Below are 24524 nucleotides of genomic sequence, written 5' to 3'. Positions count from 1 at the left end.
ACACTAGCTCAGTTGGTAGAGCGCAACCTTGCCAAGGTTGAGGTCACGAGTTCGAACCTCGTGTGTCGCTCCAAATTATTCAGATATGGCCATGGCGGTATCTCGATGCCAAGTGCATCAACTTAAAACCAGCGAAAGCTGGTTTTTTTGTATCTGAAGACTGATAAATTCACACCATCTCTTTTTCATTACCTGTGAGCTTAGCAACCCCATCTCTGTCACGAGTTTCTGATATTAAGTGTGACCCGATGTTTCGCACCTCAGCCAATTTCAGTTTACAATACGGGCTTCCAAAGGATTTGACGAAGACGCATGAGAAATACCGACGATTACATCATTTTTTATCACTTGATCGAGCAAGGTTCATTCAGTGCTGCCGCGAGACATATGTCACTGACCAAATCGGTCGTCAGTAAACGGATTGCCAAGCTTGAACAAGAGCTTGGTGTACAGCTTCTCTACCGAACAACGCGAACGCTAACGTTGACTGAAGCAGGACGAGCGTTTTTTACTCATGCAAAAGCGGTTTATCAAGCGGTGGCAACGGCGGAAGAATCCATTGTGGGTTTAGGTAAAAACTTATCTGGAAACATTAAAATTTCGGTGCCTACTATCTCTGGTGAATTAATTCTTCCTCAAGTGATTAATGAATTTAATCAGAAATACCCAGACATCAATATCGATATGGATCTAGATAATCGTTTCGTCGATATCGTGAATGAACGTTTTGATTTGGCAATTAGAACGGGTGTGTTGCCAGATTCTAGTCTGATTGCAAGAAAGCTGGTGGATGCAAATTGGATCATTTGCGCGTCACCCCAATACCTAGCTAAACATGGCATACCTAAACAACCTCAAGCCTTGGCTAAACACAATTGTTTAGTCTATTCCTACCAAGAAACCGGAGCGCATGAGTGGGCGTTTAAAGATGGAGACGAGGTATATCAAATCACCGTCGACGGTAACCTCTGTACTAACAATTCTTCTGTATTGAGAAATGTGGCGCTGTTAGGGCAGGGAATCATCTATGTGCCGCGTGTATTGGTTTATGAAGACTTAAAGCAAGGCAGTCTGATTCAGTTATTTAAAGACGAAACAGCCAAATGTTTGGGTATTTATGCGGTGTACCCTTACACTCGTCAGCAACCAGAAAAAATTAAGATCTTTATCGATCATCTATACACAAGCTTTCAAAGTCAAAACCATCGATTTTAAGCCAATAACTCAACACCGATCGTTATGTTGGTGTTGAGCTTATGTTTCCATCTTCATTTCTAAGAGTCCTCTTAAATTTAGGAGCTTACGCTTCTCCTCGTTTTCTTCACTAATATTGATAACAAGATACCCCGCACAACTGTTAACAAATGGTTTTGCTATTGTTTCTTTTAAGAAACGGTCTGTTTCTTACGTTAAATTTCTCAAATGTGAAAGATAAGTAACAGAAAAATAAAGAATTATTTTGTTTGTTGTTTATTGATTACGTATTGTTCGTCCGCCTGACATAGACGCAGAGAAATGGACTGCTTATAGTGGCTCAAACGCCATGCCTGCCGCTAAGCGGTGTTGTGAGCGAAGTACAATAACTAGAGATACGGATATGAAACAAAAGCAGCTGATTGAAGAATTTAAAACCATCGTGGGGGAAGAAAATGTTCTAACCGACGAGGTTAAAACGAAATATTACCGCTCGGGGTTTCGTTCGGGTAGTGGTAATGCGCTTGCTATCGTGTTTCCTAACACTCTTCTAGAACAATGGAAGATTATTAAACAGTGTGTTGAAGCAAACTGCATCATTATCATGCAGGCGGCTAAAACAGGTTTAACAGAGGGCTCAGCTCCGAGTGGTAATGATTATGATCGCGATGTGGTTGTGATCAATATTACCAAAATCAAGAAGATTCACTTATTAGATGGTGGTAAGCAGGCGGTTTGCTTGCCTGGTGCGAGCTTACACTCTTTGGAGAAAGAGTTGAAGGCAGTGAACCGAGCACCGCATTCTATCATCGGCTCTTCATCGCTAGGTGCCACTGTGGTCGGTGGTATCGCCAATAACTCAGGCGGTGCGCTAGTTAAGCGTGGTCCTGCTTATACGGAACTGGCGATCTACGCGCAGGTCGATAAGCAAGGCCAGTTACATTTGGTGAACCACCTTGGTATTGAAGGATTAGGTGAAACGCCAGAAGAAATTCTAACAAACCTGCAAGAAGGGAACTTTGACCCAGCGAAGATCATTCATGATGAGCGAATGGCATCAGACAGAGAATACGATGAACGTGTTCGAGACGTGACTTCTGACATTCCTTCTCGCTTTAATGCCGATGAACGCCGATTATTTGAAGCCAGTGGCTGCGCTGGTAAGTTGGGGGTTTTTGCCGTTCGGGTTGACAGCTACCCAGTCCCCGAAAAAGAGCAGGTTTTTTACCTTGGCACCAATGACCCTGCGAAACTAACCAAGTTGCGACAAGACTTCTTATCTACGTTTGATAACTTGCCTGAGATGGGAGAATACTTGCATCGAGATATCTTCAACATGGCAGAGAAGTACGGCAAGGATGTGTTCTTATCCATCGACTTGTTAGGCACAGATAAGCTGCCAAAAATGTTCGCACTTAAAGCTAAGGTAGAAAACTTCTTAGAGCGCATCCCGTTTGTCAGTAAATATTTGCCAGACACCATTTTGTACTACGCGAGCAAGTTGTTCCCACAACATTTACCAGAACGAATGCTGGATTTCCGTGACAAGTATGAGCATCACCTGGTATTGAAAATGAGTGATGGTGGTATTGCTGAGGCGCAAAAATACCTCAAAGAAGTTTGGGCTGTTGAAGACGACTGTGATTTCTTCGAGTGTACGCCGGAAGAGGGTAAAAAAGCTTATTTACATCGCTTTGCAGCAGCAGGTGCAGCAATTCGTTACGAGACGATTCACCGAAAAGACGTAGAAGACATCGTTGCACTTGATATTGCTTTGCGACGTAATGATGAAGAGTGGCTAGAAACTTTGCCTGAAGAGGTGAGTAAGAACCTTGTTCAAGCGCTCTATTATGGTCACTTTATGTGTTACGTCTTCCATCAAGATTACATTTTCAAAAAAGGGACTGACACGAAGTTGATGAAAAAGCTGATGCTAGAGCACCTCAATAGCCGTGGTGCCAAATACCCAGCAGAACATAACGTGGGTCACTTGTATGAAGCCGAAAACTCGTTGCAGAGGTTTTACCACGAATTAGACCCAACCAATACCTTTAACCCTGGTATTGGTAAAATGGACAAATATAAGCGCAATTGTAACTGCTGTGCGTGATGTGCTGTCTCACCATGATTAATAATCGTTGTTCATCGTTAAAATGATGAGCATAAGATAAGCCCTGATGACACTCGTGACATCAGGGCTTTGTGTTTTGGGTCTTTTATTGATGACTGGTATCGGCGTTGAAACAGCGACTAAAGAGCACGTACCGCGGCGGCGGCGATGATGCCTGCTGCAATTGCGGGTAGAGGCTTTTTCACGATGAACATGACAACAGCAGTAGAAAACAGTGCTGCTCTAGCACCATTATCACCCTCTACTGCTAGCGGAGCTAAAAGGGCAACCAGTACGGAGCCTGACATCGCAGTAATGAAACGTTGAACCCGTTCGCTAATTGGAATGAATGACATAACATACACTCCGCCCCAGCGGGTTATGAGCGTGACTAACGCCATAGCGATAATGATAAGCAGTGTGCCACCTAAGGTTGTTTCGATGTTCATGCTTTCTTCTCCTTCCAACAAGCACCCAAGACTCCGCCAGTAATGGCGCCAACCACTACGTGGCTATTCTCTGGCAAATACCAATACGCCAACATAGAAGAGGCTGCTGCTATGGCCCAAATAGCAAAGATTCTTAAGTCTTTCGGCCCGGCCACCACCATAGACAGCAGGAAGCATCCCATAACCATATCGAGCCCTAGGCCCACCGGATCTTTGATTGCGCTACCAAAATAAATGCCGATCCAGGTGCCCACAATCCAAAAAGACCACATCGCTAAGCCGCCACCAACAAGCAAGCCAAAGCCTGGTTCTTTTCTACCAAATGCATTGAGTGCCATTGCCCAGTTAGCGTCTGATGCTACCAGCATTACACCGTAACGTTTTGTTGGTGGGAGTTGTCGTAACCATGGATAAAGTGTAGCTCCCATCAAGAGGTGACGAGCATTAATAGCAAATACAGTAATAAGAACTGGAATGAGAGGGACTTCTGCTCCCCACATTTCTAACGTGGCAAATTGTGAAGCACCGGCGAAGACCAGTGTGCTCATCAACATAGTGGGAAATACATCTAGTCCAGTCTGTACCGCAGCAACACCGAAAGCGAGGCCAAATATGACCACGAACATAGAGAGGGGTAAAAGTTGGGTGAAGCCGTTCCAGACGTCAAGCCGATTAAATTCGTGCAACTCAGTGGAGGAGCGTTGAAGATGTTGAGTATTTTCTGTCATAGAGATACCTAGCTAGCAGGCAAAGGGGCAGTGCCATACGAGTGTGTTTGTTATTCTTTTGTAAACTTCATGTTTAACATCAATTGGAGGGGCTTTCAAACTCTAAGTGCTATATAAAATTGAGCCATCCAAGCGGCTTTAAGAAACAGAGTGTAGAGAGTCGCGCTTGGTAGTGCTAAAGGAGAATAAAACAACAGAAATAGTAAGCTCTGTTTAATTGATAACATCACGAGCTAGTACAGATTAGTAAATAAGAAAGAAAGCGAGCACGAGGCTCGCTTTTTCGCTCTGTTACGAATAACTGAATAGGTTTATTTTACGTAGACACGAGGGTTCGCGCTTCCCCAAACCGTGTATAGTTCAGGGAAGATGACTTCTGCGTGTTTTTCCATCTCAGCAGCTGAAATCGTTTTGCCTTGTTGGGAGCCAAACAAAACAACTTCAGAACCAGGCTCAACATCTTTGATCCCTGTAACATCTACCATAGTAGTGTTCATTGAAGCAACGCCCGCAACTTTTGCACGTTGGCCATTGATCAGAACTTCTGCCGTATTCCCCATTTTTCGTGGATAACCATCAGAGTAACCAACAGGAATGTTCGCCATTAAGCTTTCTTTGCTTGTTGTGTAGCTGCTGTCGTAACCGACTGTGCTATTTTTTGGCAGGTGGTGAACGGATGCCACGCGTGTTTTGAAAGACACGATAGAAGGGTACTCAGGGTTAGTTGGTAAGTCTCCGTATAAAACGCCACCAGGACGAACCATATCAAGCTGCGCCTCAGGAACATTAAGCGCGGTGTAAGAGTTTGCTACGTGCAGTAAAATGTTGTCGCGTTTTAGATTCGCTTCTTTAATCAGCCATGCAGAACTGTCTTTGAATGAAGCTAACTTTTGGCGCACGTCGTCTGCATTGTAGTTAGGGAAATGAGTCATGATACCAACAATATTTACGCCAGCTTGTTGAGCGATTTTTAGCGCTTCTTTCTTGCCTGCTTCTGTCGTCATATCAACACCATTACGTCCCATACCACCGTCGTTCAGAGCAAGGTGAACTTTGATTTCTTTACCAGCTTTCTCGGCTAGTTTAGACAGTGCTTTAGCTTGCTCTGCTGTGCCTATCAACTCTTCGACATTTAGGTTGATTGCGGCTTCAATCTCGCCAATATCCGCTGAGCGTACACGCATAAGTTGGCCTTTAAAGCCACTGTCGCGAACAGTTTGTGCTTCGGCGTTACTTGCAACGGCAACGCAAGGAATTTGTTGCTCGATAATAGTCGGCATCAGGCCTGCGATACCATTGCCGTATGCGTCGGCTTTCATCACGGCACAAATTTTCGTTTTGCCATCCATGTGCGATTTAAACTGCTCAATATTATCGCGGAACTGACCTAAGTTTATTTCTAGCCAAGCGTTAGCACCTTGAACTTGCTCTGCTTTTGCTGCTGTATTGCTAATTTGAAGAGGAGCAGCAGTAGCTTGCATTACAGGAACCGCGATTGCAGCAGCGATAGTCAGTGATAGTAAGGTTTTATTTAAGCGCATAAAGTCTCCGTACGCGTTTTTTGTATTGGTTATGTTATTGAGTACTTGGGGAAAGTACCTGACGAAGTAAAACGCTCCAAGTGGTGCTTTGGAGCGTTTATTAAGATAGTGATTTAATATATACCTAAATATACCTCAGTGATGACATTCAATTTAAGCAAATCGGGATTGATTTGATATCTACTAAGGTACCCACTGAGTTTAACTCAGTTTAAAGCGGCTCATTACATCTTTAAGAGAAATGGATAGCTGGCTTAGTTCGCGGCACGCCTGTGCGGTTTGCTCCGAGCCTTGCGAGACCTCTTGAGATGCTAAATGTATGTTTTCAATGCTGCGGTTAAGCTCTTCCGCAACAGAGTCTTGCTGGTTACAAGCCGTGGCGATTTGGGTACCCATGTCTGAGATGTCCGAAATCGAATGCTCAATGTCGCTCATCAGCTGTTTTGATTGAATGCCTTGTTCTGCACATTCTGAGATACTGGTTCTAGAAAGTTCAGTGGCTGATTTTGCGTCTTTTGCAAGTGATTGTAGCTGCTCAATGATCGAAGTGATTTCACTCGTTGAATCTTGCGTACGGCCAGCAAGAGTTCGAACTTCGTCTGCAACGACGGCAAAGCCACGACCAGACTCACCAGCACGCGCCGCTTCAATGGCTGCATTAAGTGCAAGTAGGTTGGTTTGATCGGCGATGTCGCGGATAACATCCACGATAACGTTAATTTTATTCGATTGCTGTTCAAGCTCTGCTACGGTATCGCCTGCAGCGCCAATTACATTTGAAACTTCTTGAATCGCGTCAACCATACCTTGGGTTTCACGAACACCGTGTTGTGTGCGGCGGTTTGCTTCGTTAGCTTGGTTCGCTGAGTCTTCAGTGTTACGAGCAACATCGGCTACGGCCGCTTTCATTTCTGTCATTGCTGTTGCGATGTGCGTAATTTGCAGCTGTTGATCTTTCATACCAGACGCAGAAATATCGGAGATTTGGTTCATCTCTTCGACAGCGCTGCTTAACTGAGTAACTGCAGCAATCACGTTATCGATAACTTGGCGTAAGTCATCTTGCATCTTAGTGGTCGCGTCTGCCAGTTCACCAAGCTCATCATTGCCGATTGCTTTACGGTCAATGTCACTTGATAGATCACCTGTTGCGATGGCATTTGCTTGCTCAACAACAAGTTTAAGTGGGCCACAAATTAGGCGAGTCAGCACGTATGTCATGCCTACCATGATCAGTAGAATAATCACGTTACTTGCAATTGAAGAATTACTCAATCCATTTACAGAGGACAGGATGTGAGTTTTGTTGCTGTCCATAGCTTCTTTAAGGAGACGGATTAGTTCGCCTAACTCTGAGTCAACCGCTTCGAAAGCAGACAAAGAGTTCGCCAAAATAGGGTGGGCCTTGCTTTTGTCGTTAGCTAGCATCGCTTCATTGTACTGGTCCATAGTAACCAAGTACTTTTTCCATTGACGCATAAGACGCTGGTAAGTTTGCTGCTCTTCGCCAGGCCAGATAGTTTCACCGTAAGCGTTGAGCTCTCTAGTGATCTTTTCGCGTTCTCTAATATTGTTAGAAATTTTAGTTTTGACTTGGTCTGCGTCTTCATAAGTGTACGCAGCAAATTGAGCTCGGCGCCAGCGAGACAAATGATCTCGAATCGAATCGACCCTTTCCATTGCAGGAAGCGTATCATCGGTATAGTTTAAAAGCTCAGATTTGATGCTTTTGAGCTCTGTAGATAAAAACACGCCAAATGCAATGTTGACGATGGCAATGAGTAAAAACGATAGCGATATCTTTTTCGCTATAGAAAGATTCTTGATAGACATTAGTGATATACCTTGTTTTTCTTATGTTGTGTCGCCAAAGTAAACCACATCCTTATATGTGATATATGTCCATTAAATTACTGCAACTCGTGTAACGTACCATTATTTATTGATATTTTCGATAATGAATTGAGCTTTGTTTGAAAATAAAAAAAGTCAATGATTTTATAAAGGTACGACCACATTCGATATAAAGTTATCAGTAACAAAATATGATGTTCTGTACGCAATCGTGCCAAGAGTAGGGAATTAAATTGTTACAGATGTTACAGCGGTGAAAAGATCAGCGTTCATAACGTGATAGTCGCGTGTTTACCTCGAAGCAGTTACGGACACTAGTATGCGTATGACTTCAGGGCTAATGAAAGGGAACGGGTGCTTATTGGTCTAATTGAATGCCAAATGTACTAGTCAGATCGCTTTTTAAGCACTTAAATAAAAAAGATAAAATTTATTGTTGACCAGATAAATTAATCCGTTAAAGTACGCCTCGTTCTCACGGCAAAGGTCGATGAGACAGATGGTGTCTAACCCATCGCATGATTGCGTTGCCCTGGTGGTGGAATTGGTAGACACAAGGGATTTAAAATCCCTCGGCGTTCGCGCTGTGCCGGTTCAAGTCCGGCCCGGGGCACCATCAAAATCTTTGGTGACAGAGATACAATATCAGAAAGGCGCCTTGGCAGAGTGGCTATGCAGCGGATTGCAAATCCGTGGACCTCGGTTCGACTCCGGGAGGCGCCTCCACTATTTCGAAAGCCAGTCTTAAATGACTGGCTTTTTTCGTTTTTAATCCGCCTTTTCGTAACCCTTCGCGCTTTCCTAAAGTCTCCCATGTTTTGATCACCATTCAATATTTTTAACGCGCTAATTATTGATTTTATAAATGTTAGACAACTCAATAATTGTATAGTGTGATTGGTGATAGTTTCTCTTCGATTGTAATCCGAACTTTTTGTATTACAGGCAGCAACCTAGCTAGCGTCATAGTTAGTATCGCTTGGTGCGTATATGCAGAAAGGAGGATTCTAGTCCTTAACGTGAGAGAAAAATAATGAAAACATTCAACCTTAAACCTACACTTTTACCCTTAACTTTGCTGCTCAGTTCGCCTGTAATGGCGGCACAAAATGGCACCATGATGCAGTATTTCCATTGGTATGTGCCAAATGACGGTGCACTCTGGACACAAGTTGAAAACAACGCGTCGGCACTATCTGATAACGGCTTTACTGCGTTATGGTTACCACCCGCCTATAAAGGTGCTGGTGGTAGCAACGACGTCGGTTATGGCGTTTATGATATGTACGATTTGGGAGAGTTTGATCAAAAAGGTTCGGTGCGCACCAAGTATGGCACCAAAGATCAGTACCTAAGCGCCATCAATGCTGCCCATAAAAACAATATCCAGATTTATGGCGATGTGGTGTTCAACCATCGCGGTGGTGCGGATGGAAAGTCTTGGGTTGATACCAAGCGAGTAGATTGGAACAACCGAAATATTGAACTTGGTGATAAATGGATTGAAGCGTGGGTAGAGTTTGATTTCCCTGGGCGCAACGACAAGTACTCAAACTTTCATTGGACGTGGTACCACTTTGATGGCGTGGATTGGGACGATGCTGGCGAAGAAAAAGCTATCTTCAAATTCAAAGGTGAGGGTAAGGCATGGGATTGGGAAGTTAGCTCGGAAAAAGGCAACTACGATTACCTTATGTACGCTGATCTAGACATGGATCACCCTGAAGTGAAGCAAGAGCTGAAAGACTGGGGTGAGTGGTATATCAACATGACGGGTGTTGATGGGTTTAGAATGGACGCGGTGAAGCACATCAAATATCAATACCTGCAAGAATGGATTGATCACCTACGTTGGAAAACAGGGAAAGAACTTTTCACGGTCGGAGAGTACTGGAACTACGATGTGAATCAGCTGCATAACTTTATCACCAAAACTTCTGGCAGCATGTCTCTATTCGACGCACCGTTACATATGAACTTCTACAATGCGTCTAAATCGGGTGGTAGCTACGATATGCGTCAAATCATGGATGGTACGCTGATGAAGGACAATCCAGTCAAAGCGGTAACCTTAGTAGAAAACCATGATACTCAACCTTTGCAGGCTTTGGAGTCGACGGTTGATTGGTGGTTTAAGCCGCTCGCTTACGCATTTATCTTATTGCGTGAAGAAGGTTATCCATCCGTGTTTTATGCAGATTACTACGGCGCGCAGTACAGTGATAAAGGGCATGACATCAATATGGTCAAAGTGCCTTACATTAAAGAGCTAGTAACACTGCGTAAAGATTATGCGTATGGCAAACAACATTCTTATCTCGACCACTGGGACGTAATTGGTTGGACTCGAGAAGGTGATGCAAAGCATCGACATTCAATGGCCGTGATCATGAGTGATGGACCTGGCGGCTCGAAGTGGATGTATACGGGTAAACCAAGTGCTCGCTACGTAGACAAGTTGGGTACCCGAACTGAAGAAGTTTGGACTGATGCGAATGGTTGGGCTGAGTTCCCAGTAAACGGCGGATCTGTCTCGGTTTGGGTTGGCGTTGAATAATCCATTCCTGTGATTTTGATACAGAGTAGGCAATTCTTGATAAAACTCTTCAATGAATCAATGTGTTATTTGATATTCATTCGACAAATGAGTAACTTATAGTTGAGCATAATCTAGAGGAAGATAAAGAATGGAATCTATTGCTGATGTATTGGTTGTGGCTATTGTGTTCGGTGCCATATTTGGGGGCGGGATAATAAGGTTAATCTTGAACCATCGTAAAGAAGTAAGAGCGTTGGAGATATCTGAACGTAATACGATGAGCCGAGAAGAACAAGATAACCTTAACAAGCAAATTGGTGACTTGAAGCGACGTGTTGAAGTGTTAGAGCGAATTGTCACAGATAACAAATATCAACTTGAAAAAGAAATTGCCTCTCTGTAGATCACCACTTAATCGTAAAGCCGGCGAAGTCCGGCTTTTTCGTGTCTGTACGTCATACCTTTCGGATGTTTAACTCAGCGTTCATCAAAAAAGTCTTTGTCGCGAATGTATTTACTCATAAAGTGATAAGAGAACGGTCGCATTAGCCAACTAAATAAGGAGCGCCCAAGCCGTATGAGCGTTGGGGTGTTCTCGTATATTCTCCCGTTATATAACCATAGCATTTTGCCTACATGCCAATACAAAAAAGGTACGGGCGGCATAAAGGTCACGATGTCGATGTCGCAACAAATCCTGTATGTTTTGTGCCCCAAACGGTAGCGTTTCTTAAACGTCCAATCCCCGACAGCGGGCTGTCCGAAAGTGACCACGCGTTTAATGCTTTTTGGGTATTTTTTCTCAATATAGTCAGCAAAAACACTGCCAATCGCGCCACCTGAAGAGTGGCCAGTAATAGTGATTCTTTTCCCCGTGAGAATAAGTGGTACAACGATACCTTCGAGGCGTTCGATCACGGTCAACCCTAACCGATCTTCATTCCGGCTCGGTAAACTTTCTTGGAACAACAGATGATAGAAACCCGCGTGAATGCGATAGTTTAGTCCCAACCTTCGACAGCTTCTCGTCCACATCGCGAAGTTCAACAACCAATCACTGATACTGTGTGAGCCTTTAATCACTACGACCACTTCACTCTGTTTTTTACTCCAGAGCACGCGAATCATAATCTTACCGTGTTCATTTCTAATGACTCGTTGCCCATTAGGATCGAACCCGTATTGAGTTTGCCTGAAGACGCGAGGGTAGGCGAGATTACAAAGCACCGCATAGCGCTCGTATTGGTATCGTTTTAATGGTTTCACGTTAACTTTCTTAGTGGAGCCTAACGTTTGACTGTAATTAATGAATATTAAAAATACGTGAACCTTGATTTAGGGTCGGTAGAGATTCTGTGTATTGGTATCGCGAATGAAAGAGTCAAACTGGCTTAAATGCGTCAAGATGGTTTGGCGAGAGAGTGCATGATGTTCGCTAAGCACGTTAATTAGCTTTTTCAAAGCCTTACGATCTTGTTTATCAAGATTTGCTGTCTCTTTGAGTTGTGCGAAAAATTCAATTTGACTTGAAGTGTCGTTAAAGTCACCGAGCTTGTCTTGCAATAGTTTTAGTTGTTTCACGTTGTTTTTGTGCTGTTGGGAAGGATAGAGCGTGGAAAATCCTTCTAACAAATAACGAAGCGCTTTGCACTTTATCCGCATCGAATGAATCACGCTGTCACGACTTTTGTCCGAGATCTTGCGCCGTGCTTTATCAACTTTTTTAGATTGATCGGAGATTTTTTGGCTTGCGAAGAGTAACGCAGGTACGTTGCTATCCACTCGTTCGTGTTGCGTACTTCGCAGCAGACTATTCCTGACCAAAGTGCAGTGCGTTGTGTATTCTTTTGTAGCTAGCCAACGCGTAACTCTTGCCTGTTCGTAAGCACGTTCGGCTTCGATAAAGCCAAAAAGCTGCTCAAGAGACGATTTGTGGTTTGGGAGCATTTCAATGTATTGTTTTTTGCCCAAGATAAATACGTCCAAATCACGCAGCTTATTTGTTTTCTTCATCATTATTTTTAAATGAGGCTTCAAAATACGCTGTTCAAAAGGAGGGATCAGTTCGCGAAGTAGTAAGCATAGTGAGCGTATGCGCCTTAGTGTGACGCGATACTGGTGTGTATATTCAGGGTCCAAGTCATGGACGATCCCCTGTTCCAGAGAGCGTGCATAATCAAATTCAGTAAGTAAGAAGTGGGACACTACGAAGTCGAGTTCGGAATCAGTATGTAGCGGTAATTGAAATGATGACTTTCGAAACATGATGAGCGCTTATTTGTCCCCTGCAGTACGAGTTAAGTTTATACCCATACTGCCAATTTGTGCGACTTGTCGATTCCTCATTGACATGAAGTGATGAAGCAAAGTAAACGAGAGCAAAGCATGCTGATGTTCTTGTGAGCAAAATGATCGCCCTTTGTTCGTTTGAGTTGGCTTTTTAACCATTTGAATAAAAGAGACTAATTTTTTGTTGACCAGATAAATTAATCCGTTAAAGTACGCCTCGTTCTCACGGCAAAGGTCGCTGAGACAGATGGTGTCTAACCCATCGCATGATTGCGTTGCCCTGGTGGTGGAATTGGTAGACACAAGGGATTTAAAATCCCTCGGCGTTCGCGCTGTGCCGGTTCAAGTCCGGCCCGGGGCACCATCAAAATCTTTGGTGACAGAGATACAATATCAGAAAGGCGCCTTGGCAGAGTGGCTATGCAGCGGATTGCAAATCCGTGGACCTCGGTTCGACTCCGGGAGGCGCCTCCATTCTTTTACTTGTCCATGAGTTCCGATAGTAACCTGTAGGATCTCAACTTCTCAGATTGTTCAAACACCATCGTGTTTACCATAATTTCATCTGCCCCAGTGCGTTCCAAAAGTTTCTCAATTTTCTGTCTTACATATGTTTGATCACCATGGATAGATTCACGTAATTGAGTTTCAACGTGAAGCTTTTCCTGTGCTGACCATAGTGGTGCCATACTTTTCACTGGTGCGCGAAGTTTTTCGCGATTGCCGCGAATCATTTTTAAGAATTTTTGCTTCTCTGTTGTCGCGAGAAAATCTGCATGTGACTGAGTATCCGCTACGATAACGTTGGCACAAATCATCACATAGGGTTGAGCTAAATGCTCGGATGGGACAAACTCATCTCGATAAAAGTTTAGAGCACGAGACATTGCATCTGGAGCAAAGTGTGCAGCAAATGCGAAAGGTAAGCCTCTCTTAGCTGCTAAACGTGCGCTGTATGTACTCGACCCCAGAAGCCAAATCGGCAGAGATGTGTTGTTACCTGGATAAGCCGCGACTGGTTGATTTCGAGATACGGGACCAAGAAAGAAATTAAGTTCCTCCAACAGCTCTTCAAAGTCAGGATCCATATGCTCTGGTTCCCGCCTTAATGCATGCATTGTTTGGTAGTCGGTGCCTGGTGCGCGTCCTAATCCGAGGTCAATACGACCAGGGTATAATGCCTCTAACGTTCCGAATTGCTCTGCAATAACTAGTGGTGCATGGTTAGGTAACATGATTCCACCTGATCCTAAACGGATCGAGTTCGTGTGCGCTCCAATATGACTGAGTAATACACTGGTTGCGGCACTGGCGATGTCGGGCATGTTATGGTGTTCAGCCATCCAAAACCGATGATAGCCCCAGGACTCGATTGATTGAGCTAATTCAACGGAGCGTTCGAACGTTTCGGTGAAGTTTGTTCCGTCGGACACGGGGGCCAAATCCAGAACAGATAAACGAGGAAAAGACATAGGATAGTTATAGCCTGTTAATGAATCTTAACTATCATATGGTGGTGAAAGTTGACGTTTAAAAGGGGAGGATTAACCATTCACAATGGATTATTTTTCTTCAATGCCTGGAGAGCGTTTAGCTTACGAGTTTAGCTTTTGCTATGTGATAAAAGCGGCTTTATTACTGTAAGTGGCCACAGTGGTCGATGTCGTTGAATATTCGCATGTAGAACGTTTCCACAGCTACTTTAGATTAAAACATAGGCCTCTTTAACAGCGAACTGCTGTTGTCGACAATAGTGAACGAGCTAGCTTTAGAACGTTTTGACTGATACATAGACTTGTCTGCCGCTGTTAATAATTCATGTACATTCGACCCATGCTCAGGATAGAGTGCAATACCAATGCTAGCTCCGACGCCTAACTCTTTACCTTTAAAATGAATTACTTTTTCTATTTCTTGGATATAGCGTAGTGCACATGCAGACAGAGACGTACCTGTTGTGTGTGAACGATGAATAATAATAAATTCATCTCCACCAAAGCGGCCTACCATGTCTGATTCGTCGATAATACTTGATAATCTACTAGCTACAGATTTTAACACTGCATCACCTGCCTCATGGCCATGGCTATCGTTAATATCCTTAAATAAATTTAAATCTATAAAAAACAAACTAAAACTATTCTCACTGCCTCTGAAATTACGCGTAAGCTGGATCAAATGTTTTTCTATTGCTCGACGATTGTAGATATTAGTTAAGGAGTCGTGCTCAGACAAAAATACCAAACTTTCTTTTTGACGATTTAGAACTGAAGTTTGATTCTCTACTTCTTCTTTAAGTTTTGATTTTGATATTGTTGTGTGGTTTAACAATGCCGCCATTTTATTGAAGTAACAAGACAGATTTTCAAATTCCGTGAATTGATTTTCTGAAGGGATTTTATAGTCAAAATTTGACCTGCTTAATTGTTTTATTCCATTTATAAATCTTTGAAAGCTTCTTTTGAACTTTATTTTTATATAAAAGCACAATAGCATAACAGCCAGAGAGATAAAAATAATACCTGCTTGAGTGTAATAATTTAAATTTTGTAGTTTTGTAGACTTATTATTAAGTATTTTTTTATAAATATATATTATTTCATTGTTCATATCCTGGGATACAATGTTTATTCTGGATTGTATGGCAGGATTTGATTTATTATAATTTACGACTGAATCATAATGGCGATCTTTGTCTAGTAAATGATTATTTTCGTATTGAACTAAAAAATACAGTTCGAGATTCATTTTTTTTAGGTCTTTAGTAAGGTATAAAACATCTTCATTTTGAGATAATAATTCGTTTAATTTGTTATGAGAAATCATGAATTGTGTGAAATTGTTTTTTTCCCTATTTTGAGTGTAAGCCCAAAGATAACTACTTAATGATTCTAATGATATTTGTATGTCCATTATTTGGTTTAATTGTTTCTTGGCTTTATAATCTTCTATTTTTATGAAGCTTATGTATACTATAACGCTGATACATAGTATTACGCTTAGACTGAATAGTGATGCTAAATAGTGGTTTAACGAACGATGCATTTTAATCTAGACCATCAAAATATGAATTGATATAGTTTTCTTTAAATATTTTTCTGTAATTTGGAATCTGTCCTTCTACATAGTTTTGTTTTAATGCCCAATTAGCTTCTGATTGTAATGTAAATAATAAAGAATTCGTTAAATTTAATCGAAAGTTATAATCATCCCAGCTCCAAGATATTTCTTCAACTGTTGTGTTAAGTTTTTGTGATAGTATTTTCATTGTTAAATGAGGGTTTTTATCCATCCAGTTAATTGAGTGATGAAGTGACTTTATTATTTTCATTACTTCTTTATCTGATTTTTCAATGTGTATTTCTTTTGATACAAGCAAAAAGTAAAGTTTATACACGCCAATAATTCCTATGTTCTTTACTTCTTCATTTATTCTATTCTTGGCCATAAATCCGTATGGCTCCCAGGTAGATATTGCATCGACGTTTCCTTGTATTAAATGATTTATAATAACCTGCGTTGTTGATGATATTTTTTCTACTTTTTCTAAATCAATGTCATTTACCTGTAGCAACAAGTCTAAGTAATACTCGCTAGCGCTCTTTTTTATTACACCAACCTTTTTTCCTGGTAATTTATCTATACTTTCTATACCAGACCGCTTTTTAGTTAGCAGCTTAATATCATTCGTAGAAGATGCAAAAGAAGTGATTAATGCTAAATCTTTGTATTCAAAGCTTTTAAACATCAGTACGCTTTCAGAAAAAGTGGCGTAATTAACATGGTTTTCTAGAAGTAGGTTTGAACATTCGACCCCTCCAAAGCACATGATAAGTTCGACGTTTAAATCGTTTTCTTCAAACGCACCTATGTGCTCTGCAATGATAAAAGGGGCTGACAGAGGCGTCTTAGATATACCGATTGTTGTAGGTTTGTGGATAGCATTTGATACCGTTGTTAACTTTAAATAAGTAACTACTAATACAGAAAGAACTAAAATTATGATAACTGTAGAAATCTGTTTTGTATCCATCAAAAACAACTCCCTTCATAATAGTAGTAATTAATCTATCAGTTAAATGAGTGTAGTTGCTTATTGGGTTGATGCTAGGAGAGGAGGGGATTTATTTGTATCGTGCCAAATTTATGAGTACCTAGGGGTAATTTCGGTAACTGGCTTAGATATAAAGAATTTATCTTGAGTTAGTTCAAGTTGTAGCAAATGACTGATTTCATAACATGATGATTTATGGAGAGATATCAACTTTTTAAGTTGAAAAATTGTACTCCATTTTTGCCATTTTTCTTTATCTCATACATTGCGTGATCGGCTTTTTGATACACTTCATTAAACGGTTGCTTTCCTTTGTTAAAGAGACAAACACCGATACTCATTCCTATCGTTACTTTATGTAAGTCTTGATTTATCGCTGGAATGATTGAATCTAAGAGTTGATTGCAAAGTTGGGATATTTCCTCTCGACTTGAATGCCAGTTTAAGATAACAAATTCATCGCCTCCTATGCGTCCAACTTGAGACTTGCTTGACGCAAGCTCTGTTAAGCTATTGGCGATATTGATGAGGAGGGTGTCGCCAGTATGATGGCCTAGCTGGTCGTTAACTGCTTTAAAATTATCTATATCAACAAACACTAAAGCAGACTGCTGAGACGGTTCGGTTTGAGGTTGATGATTAAAGTTTTCCTCAATTGCTTTTCTATTTAACAATCCAGTCAATGGATCACTCGAAGCCAACTTGGCCAGTTGCTGCTCATAACGCTTTTCTTTTGTAATATCGATATGAGTACCCATCATCCGTAGTGGTTCGCCATCAGAACCACACTCGACGATGCGCCCTCGATCGTAGACCCAGCTATCACTGCCGTCTTTATGAATCATGCGATGCACTACCTCATAAAGGTCGGTCTTGCCTGCTAGGTGATCTTCAAATGCACCCACCGCAAGATCATAATCTTCAGGGTGGAGATTGTTTTTCCACGTTTCAACCGTCGCGGTTAACTCATGGGGCTGATAACCTAGCATTTTTCCCCACTGCATATTGAATATCGTCAAAGTACCTGAAGGAATATGCTGCTCCCACAAACACAGTCCATTACTGTCGAGTGCAGCATTCAACTTTTCTTGTAGTCGCGCATTCTTCCGCTTCAGCTCTTCATTTTCTTTTTCTAAGCAGGCAATTCGAGTTAGATATTCTTCCATTTTGCGCATAATTTACGTCGTTTTCGGAGCGACAATATACGAAAAATACTTTGCAATTTCTATGATTGAGCTTGGAGATATAAATATTGAATATGCGGTAAATAATAAAGAATCGGTGATGTTACTTAAGAGCAGTAAAGTAAATGCTTGGAAAACAAAGAAGGAAATAGGGGTAAGCGAGGGGCTCTCCTGGTGCAAAGTCTTAAATGGAGGCCTTTGCACCGGGACTACTGAGGGTTAGCGGTTTAGTGCACCACAACGCTCAGGTTGGTATGTGATATCGACAATTTCAATTGTCTTCACTTGATTATTTGGCATTGGCCAGTCAAGTTTTTGGCCGACAGACAAACCGATCAGTGCGCTGCCTACGGGTGCAAAAATAGAGATATCATCACTGCTTTTCAGTTCAGAAGGGTAAACCAGTGTCTTTGTCATGGTTCTATCTTCACCTGAAAATTTAAACTCTACAGTCGAGTTCATCGTGACCACGTTATCTGGCATTTGTTCTGGCTCAAGAACTGTTGCTCGGTCGAGCTCTGCTTCTAATTCCACAAGCTCCGCTGCGATGTTTGGCATTTTATCCAACAAAGCCGTGATTCGGTTCATATCTAAGCTTGAGATGTAGATAGAATTGTTTTCTGACATTTTATGACTCCCAAATAAAAGGCCGCCTCACAAAAATGGGACGGCACTCTATATGTCAATTACGGTATCAATCATATGGACGCTATTCCATATGAACTAAACCCGATTTTAGTCTTTATAGTGCGACTTAGCTAGTAAAAAATTTTTGTTGTGAAGCTTGATTTTTCTAAATCTTTCAATCACTTCAGATATTGTTCTCTGATCACCTTGAAACGGTGAAGTCAAGTGAGTGCGTCGTTTAGAAGCAAAACAGGATTTATCGTAGGTGTGCTCGGTTTCGATGGTCAGCCTTACTTCATTAAGCAAAACGGTATAGTCCGTTGCTAGCATGGCTTCGGTTATCTCAATTTGTTAAAACTACAAATATCCGTTAATAAATTACTTTTTATTTCGCAATAGTCAGATAAATACGTTCATCTACCCCTTTAGGGTAGTTTGAAATTGTAATTGATTTACATCATGTATTAATTTTCTTTCACAATTAACAATGAGCTCAGTGATAAGAACCTAACCCTTAGGAATTATAATGAGCAAGTTGAAGCTAGTAGTCATCGGTAACGGTATGGTAGGGCACCGTTATATTGAAGACTTAGTCGAGAAAGCTGATATGTCTAATATAGACATTACGGTTTTCTGTGAAGAACCTCGTGTCGCATACGACCGTGTGCACCTTTCCTCTTACTTTTCTCACCATACTGCAGATGAACTTTCTTTAGTAAAAGAAGGCTTCTACGAGAAACACGGTATTAACATGCTGATCGGCGAACGCGCGATTAACATCAACCGTGAAAACCGCATTGTTTACTCAAGCACTGGCCGTGAAGTTCAATACGACAAGCTGATTCTTGCTACTGGCTCATTCCCATTTGTTCCACCTATCAAAGGTCACGAAAGCAAAGACTGTTTTGTTTACCGTACTATCGAAGATCTTAAAGCGATCGAAGCGTGTGCGAAGAAGAGCAAATCAGGCGTTGTTGTCGGTGGTGGTCTGCTAGGCCTTGAAGCAGCAGGCGCACTGAAAGCACTGGGTGTAGAAACGCACGTTGTTGAGTTCGCGCCAAAACTAATGGCTGAACAACTTGACCTTGCTGGTGGTAACCAACTTCGTCAAAAGATCGAGCGTATGGGCGTGAACGTTCACACCAGCAAAAATACGCTTGAGATTGCGCCAGAAGGCACAAATGCACGCAATGTTATGCGTTTTGCTGACGGTTCAGAACTAGAAACAGACTTCATCGTATTCTCTGCAGGTATTCGTCCACAAGACAAACTAGCACGCCAAATGGAGCTAGAAGTGGCACCTCGTGGCGGTGTTGCTATCAACGATCATTGTCAGACTTCTGATGAGAACATCTACGCGATTGGTGAGTGTGCGTCTTGGAACGAAATGTTCTACGGCCTTGTTGCTCCTGGCTACAAGATGGCGACAGTTGCCGTTGATCACCTACTAGGTAACACAGAAAGCAAATTCGAAGGCGCTGACATGTCTGCGAAGCTGAAACTTCTAGGTGTAAAAGTAGGTTCAATCGGTGACGCGAACGGTCGTACTGAAGGTTGTAAGAGTTACGTTTACCAGAACGAAGAACAAGAAGTCTACAAACGTCTTATCGTTTCTAAAGACAACAAGAAACTGCTTGGCGCGGTTATGGTTGGCGATACGTCTGACTACGGCGACCTGCTTCAACTTATGTTGAACGAAATCGACCTACCAGAACACCCGGATGCGTTGATCCTTCCTGCACACGCAGGCGCTGAGAAACCAGCACTAGGTGCAGACGCTCTACCAGAAAGCGCAGTGATCTGTTCTTGTTTCGACGTGACAAAAGGCAAGGTCGCACAAGCGGTCGCTAATGGTCACCACACGTTGGACGACATCAAAGCAGTGACGGGCGCGGGTACAGGCTGTGGTGGTTGTATTCCTCTAGTGACCTCTGTTCTAAATGCTGAGCTTGCTAAGTCTGGTATCGAAGTGAAGAACGACGTGTGTGAGCACTTTGCATACTCACGCCAAGAGCTGTTCCACCTAATCCGCATTGAAGAGATCAAAACGTTTGATGAGCTTCTAGAGAAATACGGCAAAGGTTACGGCTGTGAAGTTTGTAAACCACTGGCTGGTTCTATCTTGGCTTCTTGCTGGGGTGAGCACATTCTTAAGCCACAACTGGTTAAGCTGCACGACACGAACGATAACTTCCTAGGTAACATCCAAAAAGACGGTACTTACTCTGTTATCCCACGTATGGCGGGTGGCGAAGTAACACCTCAAGCACTGAGTGCACTAGCGAACGTTGCAGCAGAATACAACCTATACACCAAAGTAACCGGTGCTCAGCGTATTGGTCTGTTTGGTGCTCAAAAAGACGATCTTCCAGAGATCTGGCGCAAGCTTATCGACGCTGGTTTCGAAACAGGTCAAGCGTACGCAAAAGCACTTCGTATGGCGAAGACATGTGTGGGCTCAACTTGGTGTCGTTACGGCGTTCAAGACTCTGTTGGTCTGGGTTCTTACATCGAGAACCGTTACAAAGGCATTCGTACACCTCATAAGATGAAGTTCGGTGTTTCTGGTTGTACTCGTGAGTGTGCGGAAGCACAAGGTAAAGACCTTGGCATCATCGCGACTGACGCAGGTTGGAACATGTACGTATGTGGTAACGGCGGCATGAAACCTCGTCACGCAGACCTACTTGCAAGTGACCTAGATAAAGAAACACTAATCAAGTACATCGACCGCTTCATGATGTTCTACATCCGTACTGCTGCGCCACTACAACGCACATCAGTTTGGATGGAAAACATGGAAGGTGGCGTTGACTACCTACGCGAAGTGATTGTTAACGATAAGCTTGGTATCAACGCTCAACTAGAGGCAGACGTAGCGAAGCTTGTAGACGAGTACGAGTGTGAGTGGACTGCGACCATCAACGACGAATCACAACTGACTCGTTTCGCGCACTTCATCAACTCTGACAAGCGCGATGAAAACGTCGTGTTTGTACAAGAGCGTGAACAGCACCGCCCAGCAACCTTCACGGAAAAACACCCTGAAGCGAAAGGCGACATCCTACACGTAGCGATCACTGAAGCATAAGGGAAGGTTGATTATGTCATTTGAAAAGATTTGCCAAATAAGCGACATCGTACCGGGCACGGGTGTTTGTGCACTGGTTGATGGTCAGCAAGTTGCGGTATTCCGCCCAACACAAGCAGAAGAAGTGCTGGCGATCAGCAACACAGACCCGTTCTTCCAATCAAACGTGCTTTCTCGCGGTTTGATCTGTGAGCACCAAGGCGAGCTTTGGGTGGCTAGCCCACTTAAGAAGCAACGCTTTAACCTGACAACAGGTGCGTGCATGGAAGACGAGCGTTTTAGCGTGAAAGCGTACAAAACCCGCGTAACAAACGGCGAAGTAGAAATCTCTGCGTAAGCTTGGTTTTCATTCCCTCCTCTTAGGGGAGGGAATGAACTGAAACCTAGATTTAATAGACAAAGGCTTTCCAAGCATCAACTCAGGGGAACAGGGAAGCGAGGTGTTGTAGACAGCGTTCAGGTGTCAACGGGAAGCCTTTCTCTATTAAATCTTTAACTTTTTAACTTTCAATTTTGGATAAGGACACATTCATGTCTACTGATTTTAAGCCTGCAGAATTCGTGCAAACCATGATCAATGTTGGTGAAGCGAAAACCAATACAAGCACGCGAGATCTTCTGCTTCGCGGTACGATGGCTGGCGTTATTCTTTCGCTTGCGGTGGTGGTTGCTATTACCGCGATTGTACAAACGGGTATCGGTCTTGTAGGAGCACTTGTTTTCCCCGTTGGTTTCGTAATTCTAAGTGTGATGGGGTATGACCTAGTAACCGGTGTTTTTGGTCTAGCGCCTCTGGCTAAGTTTGCTAACCGTCCGGGCATCACTTGGGGTCGTATCTTCCGTTGTTGGGGGCTTGTAGGCTTGGGTAACCTTATCGGTTCTCTGATCGTTGCTTACCTAGTGGCTATCTCTCTAACAGGTAACTTCTCTCTAGAACTGAATGCAGTAGCGAAGAAATTTGTCGCTGTTTCTACCGCGCGTAGCCTTGGTTTTGAAAACATGGGTATGGACGGATGGATCACGTGTTTCGTACGCGGCATCTTCTGTAACCTAATGGTATGTCTAGGCGTTATCGGCAACATGACAGCACGTTCAGTATCTGGTCGCGTAGCAATGATGTGGTTCCCAATCTTCATCTTCTTCGCTCTAGTATTCGAGCACACAGTAGTAAACATGTTCCTATTCCCACTAGGTATGATTCTAGGTGCGGATTTTGGTATCGCGACTTGGTTGAACTTCAACCTTATCCCAACCATCCTAGGTAACATTGTTGGTGGTCTAGTAATGACTTGTATTCCACTGTACCTAACTCACGCTAAAACTGCGCCTTCTATCAATGCTGAAGAAGAAGTAAAAGCGCAACCTGCAATGGCTAAATAACCATTAACGGGTAATTCGCTTAATATGGTCCCGCTTCTGGATGGGCGGGACTATTCTCTAACTAGATTTCAATTTTTAACTTTCACTTTCGCGACATATTTTATTGATTTAGCTATAAAAAGTAATAACTCCTTAGAGTGGTTTTAGCCCTAAGTGCATAACGCGAGTGTTACTCTTTATATCTAAATTTTTCGATAGGCGTTGATATGACTACTGCTCACTCATCTTTAAACAGCGGCTTTGTTTCTCTTGTTGGTGCAGGTCCAGGTGATCCTGATTTGCTCACAGTAAAAGGCTTAAAAGCCATTCAAGCGGCTGAAGTTGTGGTGTACGACCGATTAGTGTCGAAAGACATTCTTGAATTGGCTCACGCATCAGCAGAGATGATTTACGTAGGAAAAAAATTGGACTTTCACTGTGTGCCTCAAGATCAAATTAACCAAATCTTGGTGCAGAAAGCGCAAGAGGGTAAACGCGTTGTGCGCCTAAAAGGTGGGGACTCATTTATCTTTGGCCGTGGTGGTGAAGAGCTAGAAGAGCTAGCCGAATTTGGCATCAAATACGAAGTGGTTCCGGGTATTACGGCGGCGGCGGGCGCGACGGCTTATGCTGGTATTCCATTAACACACCGCGACCATGCACAAAGCGTTCAATTTATCACAGGTCATGTACAAAAAGATGGTCGTGAGATTGAATGGCATTCACTAGCGCAATCCAACAACACACTTGTGTTCTATATGGGTTTGAAGCAAAGCGGCCATATTATGGATAAGCTGATCACTCATGGGTTAGATCCTGAGATGTCATGCGCCATTATTGAAAACGGTACGCGCCCAGAGCAGCGCGTGTTCCAAGGAAAGTTGAACGAGCTATCGATCATGGCAGAGCAAGCCGTGAGCCCAGCATTGATTGTGGTTGGCAGCGTGACTCAACTTCACAACAAGTTGGATTGGTTCGCAAAGTAATACTGCTCAGAAGTGACTATATTTTACAGGGGCTTTGTTGCCTCTGCATTTCTTGCTTACGCATAGGCATTTGATCAATGAGGTTGTTGATAAACGGCCAGTCTGTTTCTGCGCCCCAGCGGTGCTTTTCTAGACCATCTTTACCAAGCAAAATAGCGGTATGAGAACCTTTTTCGACCTCATAAAGACGAGCTAGCATTTTTAAGTCGAACTCTTCTTTAAGCCAAGCAGGAAAGGTATAACCTTGTTCTGTAATGACAAGTGTGACGACATCTCTGTCTTCCAACTCACACTCATTCATAAGTGTTTCTAGCAAGAATTGTTTGACGTATTCATCATTTTCCGGCGCAAAGTAGAGCACACTTCTATGTGGCCAGTATTTGGAGTGCGCTGGATAACCAAATGCTGTCGATGACAAGATACAAGAAAGTAGTATCACTAGTAACTTTCCGCCCATGACAGTTCCCCTAGAAACCCAAATAACTTTTTATACGTTAAGTTTAGTGGAATTGGCTCATT

General features: G+C 42.8%; 20 protein-coding genes and 4 tRNA genes. 12 read left to right on the top strand and 12 right to left on the bottom strand.

The annotated features are described in order from the left end of the window. Positions 1-312 precede the first annotated feature (312 nt). Both R7Q39_RS06045 and dld read left to right on the top strand, forming a co-directional pair. Entirely contained in the window at positions 313-1215 is a 903-nt protein-coding gene (locus tag R7Q39_RS06045; RefSeq protein WP_017633645.1) for a LysR family transcriptional regulator, read from the top strand. A gap of 382 nt (positions 1216-1597) precedes the next feature. Beyond that, entirely contained in the window at positions 1598-3304 is a 1707-nt protein-coding gene (gene dld, locus R7Q39_RS06040) for a D-lactate dehydrogenase (protein ID WP_318075917.1), read from the top strand. A 140-nt stretch (positions 3305-3444) separates the two neighbouring features. Here dld and R7Q39_RS06035 read toward each other — a convergent pair whose 3' ends face one another. The 4 genes from R7Q39_RS06035 to R7Q39_RS06020 form a co-directional block, all read right to left on the bottom strand. Continuing rightward, entirely contained in the window at positions 3445-3753 is a 309-nt protein-coding gene (locus R7Q39_RS06035) for an AzlD family protein (RefSeq protein ID WP_017820198.1), read from the bottom strand. Beyond that, positions 3750-4481 carry an AzlC family ABC transporter permease gene (locus tag R7Q39_RS06030; protein WP_017820197.1) on the bottom strand — a complete coding sequence of 244 codons (732 nt, stop codon included), beginning with the start codon at positions 4479-4481 and terminating at the stop codon, positions 3750-3752. Before R7Q39_RS06030 ends, R7Q39_RS06035 begins: the two co-directional genes overlap by 4 nt. A gap of 311 nt (positions 4482-4792) precedes the next feature. After that, positions 4793-6022, bottom strand: a complete 1230-nt coding sequence (gene alr / locus R7Q39_RS06025) for an alanine racemase (protein WP_025767730.1) — start codon at positions 6020-6022, stop codon at positions 4793-4795. A 201-nt stretch (positions 6023-6223) separates the two neighbouring features. Continuing rightward, the gene (locus R7Q39_RS06020; RefSeq protein WP_005375988.1) at positions 6224-7855 is read right to left on the bottom strand and encodes a methyl-accepting chemotaxis protein; all 1632 of its coding nucleotides are present in this window, start codon (positions 7853-7855) and stop codon (positions 6224-6226) included. A gap of 550 nt (positions 7856-8405) precedes the next feature. Here R7Q39_RS06020 and R7Q39_RS06015 point away from each other — a divergent pair. From R7Q39_RS06015 to R7Q39_RS06000, 4 genes are all read left to right on the top strand, one after another. Continuing rightward, positions 8406-8492 (top strand) — tRNA-Leu (locus R7Q39_RS06015). A gap of 36 nt (positions 8493-8528) precedes the next feature. Next, positions 8529-8602, top strand: a tRNA-Cys gene (locus R7Q39_RS06010). A gap of 307 nt (positions 8603-8909) precedes the next feature. Next, a complete protein-coding gene (gene amyS / locus R7Q39_RS06005; RefSeq protein ID WP_318075915.1) occupies positions 8910-10433 on the top strand; it encodes an alpha-amylase in 1524 nt (507 codons plus the stop codon). Positions 10434-10563: 130 nt separating this feature from the next. Beyond that, a complete protein-coding gene (locus tag R7Q39_RS06000) occupies positions 10564-10818 on the top strand; it encodes a nitrite reductase (protein ID WP_258676440.1) in 255 nt (84 codons plus the stop codon). Between the two features lie 74 nt (positions 10819-10892). Here the strand turns inward: R7Q39_RS06000 and R7Q39_RS05995 are convergent, their stop codons facing one another. Continuing rightward, positions 10893-11681: a lipase family protein gene (locus R7Q39_RS05995; protein ID WP_318075913.1), complete on the bottom strand. Its 789-nt coding sequence runs from the start codon at positions 11679-11681 to the stop codon at positions 10893-10895. A 69-nt stretch (positions 11682-11750) separates the two neighbouring features. After that, positions 11751-12680 carry a CHAD domain-containing protein gene (locus tag R7Q39_RS05990; protein WP_318075912.1) on the bottom strand — a complete coding sequence of 310 codons (930 nt, stop codon included), beginning with the start codon at positions 12678-12680 and terminating at the stop codon, positions 11751-11753. A gap of 301 nt (positions 12681-12981) precedes the next feature. Here R7Q39_RS05990 and R7Q39_RS05985 point away from each other — a divergent pair. After that, positions 12982-13068: transfer RNA gene (locus R7Q39_RS05985), tRNA-Leu, on the top strand. 36 nt (positions 13069-13104) lie between these two features. Next, a tRNA-Cys gene (locus R7Q39_RS05980) sits at positions 13105-13178 on the top strand. A gap of 5 nt (positions 13179-13183) precedes the next feature. On the opposite strand, the gene R7Q39_RS05975 is transcribed toward R7Q39_RS05980, so the two are convergent. From R7Q39_RS05975 to rnk, 5 genes are all read right to left on the bottom strand, one after another. Next, positions 13184-14176, bottom strand: a complete 993-nt coding sequence (locus R7Q39_RS05975; protein ID WP_005376038.1) for an LLM class flavin-dependent oxidoreductase — start codon at positions 14174-14176, stop codon at positions 13184-13186. A 235-nt stretch (positions 14177-14411) separates the two neighbouring features. Beyond that, a complete protein-coding gene (locus tag R7Q39_RS05970) occupies positions 14412-15617 on the bottom strand; it encodes a diguanylate cyclase domain-containing protein (RefSeq protein ID WP_318075910.1) in 1206 nt (401 codons plus the stop codon). Between the two features lie 133 nt (positions 15618-15750). Next, complete coding sequence (locus tag R7Q39_RS05965; protein WP_318075909.1) at positions 15751-16737, bottom strand: ABC transporter substrate-binding protein; 987 nt, start codon at positions 16735-16737, stop codon at positions 15751-15753. Between the two features lie 227 nt (positions 16738-16964). Continuing rightward, entirely contained in the window at positions 16965-17924 is a 960-nt protein-coding gene (locus tag R7Q39_RS05960; RefSeq protein ID WP_258615868.1) for a diguanylate cyclase domain-containing protein, read from the bottom strand. A gap of 237 nt (positions 17925-18161) precedes the next feature. Then, positions 18162-18569 carry a nucleoside diphosphate kinase regulator gene (gene rnk / locus R7Q39_RS05955; protein ID WP_005390213.1) on the bottom strand — a complete coding sequence of 136 codons (408 nt, stop codon included), beginning with the start codon at positions 18567-18569 and terminating at the stop codon, positions 18162-18164. 526 nt (positions 18570-19095) lie between these two features. On the opposite strand from rnk, the gene nirB reads away from it, so the two are divergent. The 4 genes from nirB to cobA all read left to right on the top strand — a co-directional run bounded on the left by nirB (position 19096) and on the right by cobA (position 24005). Continuing rightward, the gene (gene nirB / locus R7Q39_RS05950; RefSeq protein WP_205461013.1) at positions 19096-21660 is read left to right on the top strand and encodes a nitrite reductase large subunit NirB; all 2565 of its coding nucleotides are present in this window, start codon (positions 19096-19098) and stop codon (positions 21658-21660) included. Between the two features lie 13 nt (positions 21661-21673). Further along, positions 21674-21997 carry a nitrite reductase small subunit NirD gene (gene nirD / locus R7Q39_RS05945; RefSeq protein WP_005387969.1) on the top strand — a complete coding sequence of 108 codons (324 nt, stop codon included), beginning with the start codon at positions 21674-21676 and terminating at the stop codon, positions 21995-21997. A gap of 194 nt (positions 21998-22191) precedes the next feature. Next, a complete protein-coding gene (locus R7Q39_RS05940; RefSeq protein WP_005387971.1) occupies positions 22192-23040 on the top strand; it encodes a formate/nitrite transporter family protein in 849 nt (282 codons plus the stop codon). 206 nt (positions 23041-23246) lie between these two features. Further along, a complete protein-coding gene (gene cobA, locus R7Q39_RS05935) occupies positions 23247-24005 on the top strand; it encodes a uroporphyrinogen-III C-methyltransferase (protein ID WP_017634651.1) in 759 nt (252 codons plus the stop codon). Between the two features lie 16 nt (positions 24006-24021). Here cobA and R7Q39_RS05930 read toward each other — a convergent pair whose 3' ends face one another. Then, positions 24022-24462 carry a DUF4174 domain-containing protein gene (locus R7Q39_RS05930; protein ID WP_005376058.1) on the bottom strand — a complete coding sequence of 147 codons (441 nt, stop codon included), beginning with the start codon at positions 24460-24462 and terminating at the stop codon, positions 24022-24024. Positions 24463-24524 lie beyond the last annotated feature (62 nt).

This window comes from Vibrio sp. 947 (assembly GCF_033339115.1).
GTDB classification, from domain to species: domain Bacteria; phylum Pseudomonadota; class Gammaproteobacteria; order Enterobacterales; family Vibrionaceae; genus Vibrio; species Vibrio alginolyticus.
The sequence above is the reverse complement of the archived record's forward strand: the minus strand, read 5'-3'. Positions and strand labels throughout refer to the sequence as shown.